This is a genomic window from Leclercia sp. UBA1284 (assembly GCF_002308415.1).
Lineage (GTDB): Bacteria > Pseudomonadota > Gammaproteobacteria > Enterobacterales > Enterobacteriaceae > Enterobacter > Enterobacter pneumoniae.
The window spans coordinates 1950230-1962976 of record NZ_DBUS01000006.1; the positions used below are offsets into that span (position 1 = coordinate 1950230).

The 12747-nt window shown below is 48.9% G+C and carries 10 protein-coding genes; all 10 read right to left on the bottom strand.

Annotated elements, in window-relative coordinates; genetic code table 11:
• The 10 genes from B3511_RS12680 to cpsG all read right to left on the bottom strand — a co-directional run bounded on the left by B3511_RS12680 (window position 1) and on the right by cpsG (window position 12643).
• Window positions 1–1167 carry an O-antigen ligase family protein gene (locus B3511_RS12680; RefSeq protein ID WP_286782648.1) on the bottom strand — a complete coding sequence of 389 codons (1167 nt, stop codon included), beginning with the start codon at window positions 1165–1167 and terminating at the stop codon, window positions 1–3.
• Window positions 1160–2383: a hypothetical protein gene (locus B3511_RS12685; RefSeq protein WP_286782650.1), complete on the bottom strand. Its 1224-nt coding sequence runs from the start codon at window positions 2381–2383 to the stop codon at window positions 1160–1162. The genes B3511_RS12680 and B3511_RS12685 overlap by 8 nt, the downstream gene beginning before the upstream one ends.
• Complete coding sequence (locus B3511_RS12690; RefSeq protein ID WP_286782652.1) at window positions 2373–2975, bottom strand: CatB-related O-acetyltransferase; 603 nt, start codon at window positions 2973–2975, stop codon at window positions 2373–2375. Before B3511_RS12690 ends, B3511_RS12685 begins: the two co-directional genes overlap by 11 nt.
• A 333-nt stretch (window positions 2976–3308) precedes the next feature.
• Window positions 3309–4202, bottom strand: coding sequence for a UTP--glucose-1-phosphate uridylyltransferase GalF (gene galF / locus B3511_RS12695; protein ID WP_286782654.1), 894 nt, complete (start codon window positions 4200–4202; stop codon window positions 3309–3311).
• Window positions 4203–4371: 169 nt separating this feature from the next.
• Window positions 4372–5757 (bottom strand): colanic acid biosynthesis protein WcaM, encoded by a 1386-nt coding sequence (wcaM, locus tag B3511_RS12700; RefSeq protein ID WP_286782656.1) that lies wholly within the window; start codon window positions 5755–5757, stop codon window positions 4372–4374.
• A gap of 12 nt (window positions 5758–5769) precedes the next feature.
• Window positions 5770–6990, bottom strand: a complete 1221-nt coding sequence (gene wcaL / locus B3511_RS12705) for a colanic acid biosynthesis glycosyltransferase WcaL (protein WP_040074903.1) — start codon at window positions 6988–6990, stop codon at window positions 5770–5772.
• Window positions 6987–8267, bottom strand: coding sequence for a colanic acid biosynthesis pyruvyl transferase WcaK (gene wcaK / locus B3511_RS12710; protein ID WP_040078439.1), 1281 nt, complete (start codon window positions 8265–8267; stop codon window positions 6987–6989). Before wcaK ends, wcaL begins: the two co-directional genes overlap by 4 nt.
• A gap of 49 nt (window positions 8268–8316) precedes the next feature.
• Complete coding sequence (gene wzxC, locus B3511_RS12715) at window positions 8317–9795, bottom strand: colanic acid undecaprenyl disphosphate flippase WzxC (RefSeq protein WP_286782659.1); 1479 nt, start codon at window positions 9793–9795, stop codon at window positions 8317–8319.
• A gap of 1 nt (window position 9796) precedes the next feature.
• Window positions 9797–11191: an undecaprenyl-phosphate glucose phosphotransferase gene (gene wcaJ, locus B3511_RS12720; RefSeq protein WP_040074900.1), complete on the bottom strand. Its 1395-nt coding sequence runs from the start codon at window positions 11189–11191 to the stop codon at window positions 9797–9799.
• An 81-nt stretch (window positions 11192–11272) separates the two neighbouring features.
• On the bottom strand, window positions 11273–12643 hold the full coding sequence (cpsG, locus tag B3511_RS12725) for a colanic acid biosynthesis phosphomannomutase CpsG (protein ID WP_040074899.1): 1371 nt from the start codon (window positions 12641–12643) through the stop codon (window positions 11273–11275).
• Window positions 12644–12747 lie beyond the last annotated feature (104 nt).

Genomic DNA, 12747 nt, shown 5'->3' on the forward strand with positions numbered 1-12747 from the left:
TTATTTCACCACATTCATTTTGGTAATTACGGTCATTGTATAATAGAGTAAACCTATTCCAGCAAGAGAGGACGTAAACATATAGGATATTAATAGCATAAAGAAGATAATAATAAACTCTGAAGGAATTTTCCTTCTTATCCCATTAACCAGTTCGGTTGCGAATTTCGCAAAACATACCATATAAATTAGGAAAAGGAGAACACCACCAGTGATTAACATTTCCAATATAATATTATGCGGATAATAATAGGTAAAATGCTCAACTAAACTACCGCCTAAGAAAGGATTATCAGAAAATATCGAAAAAGCTGATTTATACTGTTCCTCTCTAATATTTACTGACAATCCGCCTTCTGTTGTCGCAAAGTTGAACCTGGACAATATAGGCAAATATTCAATTGCCGTTTGATAAAAGCTGAACAATAAACCAATGAGCAATGTCGCCAAAAAAACCAAATAAACTTTTTTTATAAAACTCATACGCAAGAACGTGAAAGTGCAGGCAACAGCGACTAAAGCGACTAGAGGCCCTCGCGACCCACTTAATATCATAATTGCTACTAGCGGTAGTACGACGAGCCAGGTTATGAATTTTGTTTTAAATATCCAAAAACACAAAATAATTGCAATGGCTGCATAAAGACTTAAAGATATAGGATTTATTTTATCAAATGACAATCGATATTCATCACTTAGTCCAGACGTATAACCGTAATAAGTCAACAAAATAAAAAATATAATTACAAGTTTTAAGTGGCTCTTCAATAATGGGTAAAACTCTTCGTTAATATTTTTAGTTAGGAATAATACTGGAATTAACGAAAACAAGATTGAGTTATTAACATAAAAAGATAGATCCAAATTTTCATTGCTATAACCGCTTGCAAAATAATAAAGAACCCAACTAATATAAATTATATGCAGTGCAACAATAAATAACTGGGTATTATTATAAGTATTTTTTCCCTTTATAGACGAACTGGGAATTATTAACGATAATGCCCCTAGTAAAAGGCAAACTCCTCTATAATAAACAGTTAAAGAGTCGTTGTTAACTATTGTTGCTAATATAGAAAATATTGGATAACCTAATAACATCAATACTATAAAAAATGAATACAGATAATCTCCAAGATTATATTTTATTTTATTGATTTTATACATTCAAACATGTTCTCTTGATTAAGCTAAAGATAAAACCATTAATGATAATCGAAGTTACTATCATCACAGAAAAAATGTAAGACAGTTCTAAATTATGTTGCGCAATGATCACAACTGATACAAAATTAATAATGGCTTCAGCAACTAATAGCTTGGAAACTTTTCCAAATAATTCAAGTCCATAATATAAGACAGAGTTTATATATGACACCATAATCACCACAACGTATATTGAAAATACAATGAGAGTGACATTATCTATATGAACACCGCCAGCCCAAATTTTTATAAAAGGTGAAAGAAAACAATAGAAAAAAAGGAAAATTATTATTGATAAGCAAGCATACAATTTTAATACTTTAAGATACTGCTTATAAATTGTTGAACCATGGCCTTTATATTTGGAGCTCGCTATAATTCCCCATAATGGATTTCGAATCATTACGACCACCCCCATTACTATTAGAATTATTTTTTGAAGTATTACAAACTCTGTCACCCCATCAAATTTTAAGTATCCAAGGATTGTCACAACACCAGCATTATTAAGGTAATATGCTATAGATATTAATACAAAGCCTAAAGCCTTTCTCATCATCTCAGTACAGCTGTGATAAGAAATCCTAACTAAAGAAAACAACCTAAAGAGTGGCAATAAATTTGCGAACTTAAATAAAGCTGTACTCCCAATTGTTATGATGAGTATTATCAGCAGATTGGTGTTGATCTTAAAATTATATAAAGCCAATATGCACGCTAAAGATAAAAGATTAGAAAATCCATTATAGATTGAGTTCTTAAAATTCTCCCCAAGGCCCTGTCGAATATTTTCAGATGTAGATGAAAATAATATCAAGAGTGTCAAAAACATCAATGTATGGTATTCAATACTTAAATCATGATATATAACGACATAAAGCAAGGCTATGACAAGGCAAAAAAGGAGCATTAATGTCAAAGCCGATGAAACTTTCTCTGAAATGCCTTCTATATTATTATCTGATCTAGCTCTCGAAATGTCGCCTACAACTGATGGAAGCAGACAACCACCAAGCGTAATAAGCCATGCAATACCGGCAGTCATAACATTATATCTTGTAAATTCACTTAAGCCGATTAATGCAATTGTTAATGGAACTGATAGTACTTGATTAAAAAAAGTTAATAATCTGGCAGCGATACCGAACAAAACGGAAAGTTTTAAATCAGTCATCATATCGACTTATAATTTTTGAAATATCACACTCATTCAATTCCCACCAGTTGATTGATCCATTAATTTTCGTTTCTAGTGGTGGATTTCTTTTTTTTATTAAACTTGCAGGAACACCAGCATATATTCCAAATGGCTCGAGGTCTTTAGTTACAACAGCTCCTGCGCCTATAATTACACCATCATTAATTGTACACCCGCCGCAAATAATAACATTGTCGCCAATCCAGACATCATTTCCAATTTTAGTACTTCGATAATCTTCCAATTTGAATAAATCTTTTTCGCTTAAACCATTAATGCCGAGAAAATTACGGCGGTATAAAAATGGACTAGTGGATATATGGTTGACAGGGTGAAAAGCTAATCCTATTTTTACATTTCTGCCGATAGAGCAAAAACCGCCAATATTACAATCTCTAACTCTCGACTCATCTGAAATATATGTGTATCTTCCCAACTGGCTATTAGTTAATGAGACATTCTTCCCTAGCCAATTATTTTTTGAAAAGGAACTATTTACTATAGTAGTACCAAAGCCAACATTTAATCCTTTTGATTTTCTGATAAAATAATTTATAAGTTTTTTTAGCATTTTCTTACCAATCAAAATATAGTTCAGCTTTCAACCACGCTACCGCCCCTGGCTTAACAGCTACCAGTACACTGCGTGATTGCAGATTGTATTGTGAGAAGGTTAATAATCGGACAAGTGCTTCATTAAAAAAACTTCAGTCTGACTATCAACTGTCGTACTTATCACGCATAGAGCCAAGTACATATCCTGTGTGAGGAAATTCAGAATTTCTGAAGTTTATCATATGAATTCCTTGAAAATAATAACAAAAGCGACAAACACCAGTGTTAGCAAAAAACTAACCTAGATGGTTGCCGCTTAGCAAAATCAATTCACTTTTATTTCAACAAACTATCTACAAAACATCTTCTGGATACTGTCCCTAAACTTCTGCCCTTCCTTCAAGTTCCGCAGCCCATACTGAACAAACGCCTGCATATACCCCATCTTCTTACCGCAGTCGTAGCTTTCGCCTGTCATCAGCATCGCATCAACAGACTGCTTCTTCGCAAGTTCAGCAATGGCATCGGTCAACTGGATACGCTCCCAGGCGCCAGGTTCTGTCTTCTCGAGCTCAGCCCAAATCTCAGCATTGAGCACATAGCGCCCTACTGCCATCAAATCAGATTCCAGGGTCTGTGGCTGATCCGGTTTCTCGATAAAATCAACGATACGGCTGACTTTACCTTCAGAATCCAACGGCTCTTTGGTTTTGATAACCGAGTATTCAGACAGATCGCCCTTCATACGCTTAGCAAGAACCTGACTACGACCAGTTTCGTTGAATCGTGCAACCATGGCAGCCAGGTTGTAGCGCAGCGGATCGGCAGTAGCGTTATCCAGAATAATGTCCGGCAGCACAACCACAAACGGGTTATCACCGACTACCGGGCGTGCGCACAGGATAGAGTGACCCAGACCTAAGGGCTGAGCCTGACGCACATTCATAATTGTCACGCCCGGCGGGCAAATGGATTGCACTTCGGCCAGGAGCTGACGTTTTACACGCTGCTCTAGCAGCGCTTCGAGTTCGTAGGAGGTGTCGAAATGGTTTTCGACGGCATTCTTGGAGGAATGCGTGACCAGAACGATTTCTTTGATCCCTGCAGCAACAATCTCGTCGACGATGTACTGAATCATCGGCTTGTCAACGATCGGCAGCATCTCTTTAGGAATTGCCTTAGTGGCTGGCAACATATGCATGCCCAGACCCGCTACCGGAATGACTGCTTTCAAATTAATCATTGTTTCTTCCACCTTAAAATGGTTGACGAATTATAGCCTTTTAGACTCATTTCGCCACTGAGAAATGCCCTGATCTGGAGATAGAATACGTAATTCTCCCCGTCAATTACAGTAGTTGTAATCCGATTCGTCACGTTTGAGATCAGGAATCATCGCAAAATACGCCACATCAATGTTGTGGCAGCGCAAAATTCAACCTATCCACATTCACCACATGTTGATCCACCCGGTCGATATCCACCGAGCTCTGCCCCTTCTCATTCACCGCCTTCACGTTCGCCAGTGACAGAAGCGTTTCCTCCTTAGCCATAAACTTGCCCCTAACGTCTTTGCGCAGGTCGAAGTTAAGCTTCAACGCCGGGCCGGTCGTCGACTCCTGCATCACGTGAATATTACGCATAAAGAGGTGTTGCGGTTTGTTGTGAAGGGTTAGAGAGGCGCGCTGAATGTTCACGTTGGTGATAGCGACAAACGACGTCGCGTTGCCTGAAGAGATTTGGATCCCGCGCAATTTTTTATCCGCACGACGATTATCCAACCGGATATCGTTCAGCTTAAAGTTTTGCGGGATGGAGAGATAATTCCCTTTGATCACGCCATAGCCAATGAGAAAGCCTGCGCTGTCGACCATTTCAACGTTATCAATGACAAAGTTATCGCAGCCATAGATTGCCACCGTTGCGTTATCAATACCCGCTTTTTTGCTGAAGTCCGGCGTGATATTACGGGCCTTAACGTTGCGAATGATAAAATGTTTACCGTTCTCAACATGCACGAGCTGGCGGCAGTTGCTGCCGGTGATGTTGGCCACGACAAAGTTTTTTACCGACTGATCTTCAGGGTACTCATTGTCGTAAGTGCTACCCGCCAGACCGATACCTATCCCCCAGTTGATCTTACCGTTGGTGCAGTCAATATGGTCGATAACGTGGTCAGAAATCAGGATGTTCTGGTCATTGATCGCCACGTTCCACTCGATGGCATCCCCCTGCAGGTAACTGAAGCGACAGTTGGTGATTTTCGCGCCATCAACCTGATTGTGGAATCCCTGCCGCAGAATGGCGTAGTTCGCTTTGGTTACCGTCAGGTTATCGATCAGCAGATTGCGCATCACCTTCGGTTTTTTACCGCCGATATAGATCTGCGTAACGGGACCATATCCACTCATGGTCAGCCCTTTGATCTCGCAGTTCGAACCGCGTACATCGAGAGTGATGTTTTCGGTTCTCCCCTCCCCTTCCCCTATAACTTTACAGCCATCCTGCAGAACGAAGCGACCGCGACCATTGCCGGTTAGCGCGCCGCGTATCAGCAAGGTTTTACCCTGGGGAATGAAAATCCCGGTGTTGATGTTCTCGCAGGTTAATCCTGCCGGAACTTCCACCGTATCGCTTTCGGCAAAGGCCTGCTTAAAGGCGGCGATCCAGTCGCGGTTGTTATAATCGCGGATATTCACCGTGCCGCTCTTTGTCGCGGCGCGCACACCTACCAGAGGCGTTACCGCCAGCAATGAACAGGTAGTGACGAACGTGCGTCGCGTCATGAATTTCGGCATAGAGCCTCCGTTTTATAGCGTTTGTAACAGACTGGCCAACTGATGATTAATGCGCTGCTGGTTAAAATCGGTCTCCACCTTACGGCGAGCGTTATGCACAACCGGCGTCAGCGTGTCGTTATCGATATCGCCAAAGGCGGCAAGCTGATCGGCCAGCGCCTGCGCATCATTTTCCGCTACCAGCCACCCGGAATGGCCGGGTTCAATCAGCTCCGGGATCCCGCTATGCACGGTGGAGACCACTGGGATCCCCACGGCCATCGCCTCCATTAAGGCCACCGGAATGCCTTCCATATCCCCGTCGGTACCGGTAATGGAGGGCAGCAGGAAGAGATCGGCTTCGTCGAGCATCGCTTTCACTTCGTGGCTGGGCTTGAAGCCCGGCATCTCAACATGAGAGTCCAGTTGATACTGCTCAATAAGCGTGCGCAGACGGCGCTCCCAGGGACCGATACCCAGAATGCGATAATGGAAATCGACACCGCGCGCTTTCAGCTGGCGGCAGGCCTCGATGGCCACGTGCAGCCCCTTCTTCTCGGTCAGGCGCGCCACGGAAATTATCTGCAACGGTTTACCCGGCACTTTGACCGGACGCTGGGTAAAGCGATCCATGTCCACGCCCATGCGGGAGACGGTAATTTTCTCTGTCGGGCATCCCATCGTTTTCAGGCGCCCAGCCCACAAGTCGCTGATGGGCAGCATCATATCGCCGCGCTTAAACAGCTGTTGGTATTCGGGCGTGTAGTGGCTGAGCACATCGCGGCTGGAGATATCGATCCCGTGAAACACGGTAGCGATTTTGCCTTCGATCACGCCCAGTTCACGCAGTTTGGCGGCCGTAACGCCCGCCGGACCAAAGTGGGCGATGAAAACATCTGCCCGATGCGGTTGCGGCGTCTGGCCGCAAATAGAAGAGAGGATAAGATTGCGCGATTCCGCGCCATAGCGGGAGACATTCAGCGCCTTCCAGGTGGCGGGGCGATGCATACCACTCAGGGTACGCAGCGCACGGTATTGCAATTTTGCCAGTCGTCCCTGCGGCTCTACCTGCAGCCAGCGCGTTTTTGCCGCAAGATTATAATCAGTCCAGGCCGCATGGGTGTTCTGCGTATCGCCCTTTTGCAGGGCGATAATCTCCACGTCATATCCCATATCAATAAACGCGGTGATCTGATTTAAGACAAAGGTTTCTGACGACAGCGGGAATTTCAGCAAGAAGAAACCAACCTTCATTTCCCCTCCCCGATGCGATCGAGAACCGATTTCACCATGCTAAGGCCATTTTCGCGCTCGGCCTTCACGGCAACCGCCAGACGTTCATTAACCGCCGGCAGCGAGCCCAGCGTATCGGCGACCATCGCCTCCAGCGAGCCATCCAGCAGGTGACGGATATCGATAGCCATCTCCGGCATCCCCAACTGCTGCATAATGCCCGCCGACTTGTGTTCATAGTTGATGGCAATGGCCGGGGTGGCAAAGTTCATAGAGATGATAGCCGAGTGCAGACGGGTTCCCACCGTCAGGTCACAGGCACCCAGCAGTTTGCCCATTTCAAGGTCATTCAGTTCATCCATCACTACGTGATAACGGGACGGATCGCTGACATGCTCGCGCAGGTTCAGCGCCACCATGCGGTCATCTTTGTTATAGCTGTCGATCCCGGTACAGGTAGAGAGCGCCAGCACCTGGTAGCCGCTCTCCAGGATACGATTTACCACGCCGGCAAAGGCTTTCTCATAAGCAGCCTGGGTTGTGCCCAGACGCTTGTCGAAAGGCGCCAGTTCGCGCAGGGTAATGGCAACGGTTTTCTGCTTCGCTGCAACGTCCAGCCAGTGCTGCACCGCGTAGCTCGGCTGGAAGTTTTCCGTCTGATGATCCACCAGCCAGGCCGTATCCACGCCATGCTCGACTTTGCTGGTGTCGATATCGCTACGTTTCATCAAATCAAGGCTCACGGATTCGCGCAGAATCAGCGCGTCACAATGGCCAAATACGTAGTTGGCTAACTGATTAAACTGCGGATCCTGGAATGGCCCCACGCTGTGACCAATCATAAACAGCGGTTTTTTCGCCATAAACGTACAGAGCGCATGTTCGAACTGCGGCACGCCATAGAGGTCGACAAAGAAGGAGCCGCCCACCTGAATAATCGCATCATAGCCCGACAGCAGGCGCACAAAATCAGTAAACCCCTGGGCAATCGCAATATTGCGCAGCTTGCCGGTGTCGGTCACACGGGATAAGAGCACCTGATGTTGATAGCGACGGCGCAGCACTTTTTTGACGCGTCCCACCACGCCCGCCGCACTGTTATGTTGCTTCATCTGTGAAAAGAGCGGATCGCCCATCACCGGGCGATTCAATAACCAGGAGGAGCTCACCGGATAGCGGCTCATTACATCCACTTCTGTCTCAGGCGCAAGCGTGTTAATAGCATCCAGAAGACCGCGCAGAATGGCGCTGTCGCCGCGGTTACCGCAGGTGTGGTTGCCAAGAATCAATAATTTCATAATGACCTCTAAAAGGGGTTCTTCATTCAGCGGATGCGGCCTTTGGCCCTCATCCTGCACGCAATAAGGTTTTCATCTTTTCGCTGCGGCAAAACTGGCGTTTCAACTCCACCACCAGCGCATTACGCGACAGCACAATCATGACCACGAACGCCAGCGCCCCTGCGGCAATCTGTGCCGCCAGCAAGGCTCCCAGCGCCAGGTGACCGCCCAGGGCAACCCCTAAGCCGTAACTCACCGCAAGCGTCGGTAACGAAAGGTAGAACGGCAGCCACAGGCTCAGGATGTATTGACGGTAGCTGGAACCCAGCACCGGTTTGATCATCACGAAATAGCTCAGAACGGTATTGATTATCTGTACCAGCAAGAAGCCCAGCGTCACGCCGATCGCACCGGCCATGTGTCCACCCACGATAATGGCGGGAATAAACAGGAATGTTTTGAACACATTGAATTTAAAGCTAATGTCCACGCGCGCTTTCGCCATCAGCAGTGAACCAATCGGATTACCTACCGAGCGCAACAGACCCACCACGCACAGCAGCTGCAGAATGGGAACGATCGAGACCCATTTCTCGCCAAAGACCAGCGGAACAAAGTTGTTGGAAACCACCATCAGCCCCAGCAACGCCGGAAAGTTGATAATCCCCACCACCGAAAGCAGCTTGTAGAAATTCACCCGCAGCTTCTCGGTATCATCCTGAATTTTGGCAAAGGCCGGGAAGAGCACGCGGGTGATGATCGGGTTGAGCTTCATCGGCGGGACCACCGCCACGTTATAAGCCAGGTTGTAGCCCCCGGCGACGCTGGCACCGAGAATACGCGCCAGCACCAGGGTTGAGAGGTTGGTATTCACATAGTTGATAATGCTGTCGGCCGTCAGCCAGGCGCCAAAGCGCAGGTTGGAGGAGACCGACTTGAGGGAGAAGTGCAAACCGGGGCGGTAAATTTTGCGGCCAAAATAGCCGAACAGCAGGGTACGCACCGCCGTGTTGACCAGATAACCCAGGATCGCGGTCATCGCCAGCGGCCAGAAATGAGCGCTAATCACGGTAAAGGTAAAGCCCGCCAGTACCGAACTGGTCTCAATCATGCCAATTTTGTTGAACTCCAGCTCCTTCTGCATCAGCGCACGGAACTGCTGCCCGTGCGGGATCAATACGAAGGCAAATGACAGCGTGCGAATCAGCGGGGCCAAATCCGGGTTGTTCAGTACATGACCAATCACATCGCTCAGCAGAAACACCACCACGAAGACCGACAGTCCCAGCCCGACGTTCAGCCAGTAAAGGGTGGTCAATTCCAGGTGGCTAATCTCCTTGCGCTGGATAATGGAGTTGGCGATGCCGAAATCCGAGAGAGTATCGGCGAGGGCGATAATCACCAGCGATACGGTCAGCAGACCAAACTGGTGATTGTCGATGATGCGCGCCAGCACCGTCATCTGCACCAGCCCAAGGCCGATGATGATGATAGTGGCCATGGCTGACCATTTGGCGCCGCTGATGGTTTTTTCTCGTAAGCTCATCTTAGTACGCCGCTTTGTTCACAAAACCTTTGAAGATCGTCAGGAAAACGATTTTGATATCGAACCAGACGCTCCATTCGCGGATGTATTCCAGGTCAAATTCAATTCGTTTTTCCATCTTCTCAAGCGTGTCGGTCTCACCGCGCCAGCCGTTAATCTGCGCCCAGCCGGTAATGCCTGGCTTCACTTTATGGCGCAGCATGTAGCCTTCAATCAGCGCACGATACTGCTCGTTGTGCGCAACCGCATGCGGTCGCGGGCCCACGATGGACATACCGCCGGTCAGCACGTTGATGAACTGTGGCAACTCATCAAGAGAGGTACGGCGCAGGAAATTGCCCACGCGGGTTACGCGCGGATCGTTCTGCGTCGCCTGGGTCACCACCGTGTCATTCTCCATCACCTTCATAGAGCGGAATTTCCAGACCTTGATAGGCTTACCGTCCATACCGTAGCGGGTCTGTCGGAAGATGATTGGCCCCGGCGAACTGAACTTCACCGCCAGCGCAATGGCGCACAGCACCGGAGAGATCAGTAACAGAATCAGGGAGGAGAGGATGATGTCCTCTACGCGCTTCAGTACCCGGTTGATACCCGAGAGCGGTGTGTCGTACAGAGGCACGACCGGCACGCCGTTAACCTCTTCAATGCGTGAATGGAGGATGTTGAAGGTAAAGACGTCCGGGATCAGGATCACCGAACAGGTGGTGTCGGCCAGCTCTCGCATCAACCTTTTAATGCAGGACTCTTCGCTCATCGGGATGGCGAGATAAACATTGTGGATTTTGCCGGCTTTGGCATCCTCAATCAGCTGCTCGTAGTTGCCTGCCCAGTCAGCGGTCACCCCGCCAGGTTTGGCGTCGTGATACACCCCTACTACGTCGAAACCCAGCCACGGCTCATTGCGAAAGCTCTCCATCAGGGCCAGCCCCACCGGGAGATCCCCTGCTACCGCCACATAACGCTTGTTATATCCCCGGTTGCGCAACCAGCCCGCGCCGAAGCGAATCAACGAGCGGCAGGTGACCATGCCGACGCTGGTCAGCAGATACCAGTAAAAATAAGTACTGAAACTGTTGTCGAAAGCGCTGCTAAAGGCCACCAGGCCTGCGCTGAAGATGAGGCTCAGCGTCCAGTTTTGCAGTAATAACATCAGCTCCGTGGTCATTTTTACGCCACGGTATGAGCGATAAAAATCGGTCATACCGCCAATCATCTGGAAAACCACCAGCGCAATCAGCGCCATCAGCAGGTGCATGTATAAAAACGAGAGCCCACTGAGCTTACACACCACCCACAGCCCACCGAACATGATGGTGATATCCGAAAAACGCTGCACCATTGAGATTAACGATGCATTCGTTCTGGCTCGCTCGCGCTTTTTTAGATTTGTCATCGTTGTTCCTTTCGTTACCTTTCCCCTCGCACCGCCCTCTCGCCAAAGGGGAGAAGGCGGGGTAAGGGGGAGGTTTTCGTATTACTGATTCAACAGCGCCAGAATGTCCTTTGTTCGTGCTTCCATCATCGCCGTGTCGGCGCGGGACTCCACGTTCAGACGCACTACCGGCTCGGTATTCGATGAACGCAGGTTGAAGCGCCACTGCGGGAAGGCCATGCTGATCCCGTCGGTGCGGTCAATCTCCAGCGCGTGGAGGGCAAAATGATGCTCCACGCGGGCAATCGCCTCGGCCGGCTGTGCCAGCTTGCTGTTAATCTCACCGCTCGCCGGGAAGGCGGCCATGCGGTCGCGCACCAGCTCACCCAGAGTCTGCCCTTTCAGGCAGAGCAGCTCAGTGACCAGCAGCCACGGGATCATCCCGCTGTCGCAGTAAGCAAAATCGCGGAAGTAGTGGTGCGCACTCATCTCGCCGCCATAAATGGCGTCTTCTTCACGCATACGCTCTTTAATAAAGGCGTGGCCGGTTTTCGACATCACCGGCGTGCCGCCTGCTGCCTTCACCACGTCCACCGTGTTCCAGGAGAGACGCGGATCGTGAATGATTTTTGCCCCCGGGTTTTTCTCGAGGAAGGCTTCCGCCAGCAGGCCGACGATGTAATACCCCTCGATAAACTGCCCTTTCTCGTCAAACAGGAAGCAGCGGTCAAAGTCGCCGTCAAAGGCGATGCCCATATCCGCGCCGTGCTCGATCACCGCGTTGCGGGTGTCGTCGCGGCACTCAGGCAGCAGCGGGTTGGGAATACCGTTCGGGAAGTTGCCATCCGGGGTGTTGTGAACCTTGATAAAGGTCACCGGCACGTTCAGCGCCTTAAAGCGGGCCTCCAGCGCATCCACCACCGGGCCGGCCGCGCCGTTGCCGGAGTTGATCACCAGCTTCAGCGGCTTCAGGTTCGCCACGTTGATGTAGCCCAGCAGGTGGTCGATATACTCGTTTTGCAGATTAATTTGTTTGTAGCTGCCGCGCCGGGCTTCATCGACCGGCGGGAAATCGTTGGCTTCCGCCAGGCGCTGCACATCACGCAGGCCGGTATCACCGCTGATAGGACGGGCGCCCTTGCGCACCAGCTTCATGCCGTTGTAGTCCATCGGGTTATGGCTGGCGGTCACTTCGATACCGCCATCCACCCCCAGGTGGAACGTCGCGAAGTAGATCTCTTCGGTACCGGACAGGCCGATATCCAGCACGTCTACGCCCGCGTCCTGCAGCCCTTTTGCCAGTGCCAGCTTCAGGGACTCGCTGGTGAGGCGCACGTCGCCGCCCAGCACGATAGTTTGCGGTTTTAAATATTCGCCGTAGGCGCGGCCAATACGCCAGGCAATGTCTTCGTTCAGCTCTTCGCCCAGCTTGCCGCGAATATCGTAGGCTTTAAAACAGGTTAACTTTTCCATGATTACCCCTTATTCAGGCAACAGTTGGCCCGACCCATACCCGGGCCAATTTCATTCTTATTTATTCACAGGCCAGGTAAGCGACGCGCTACCTGGCAAACAAG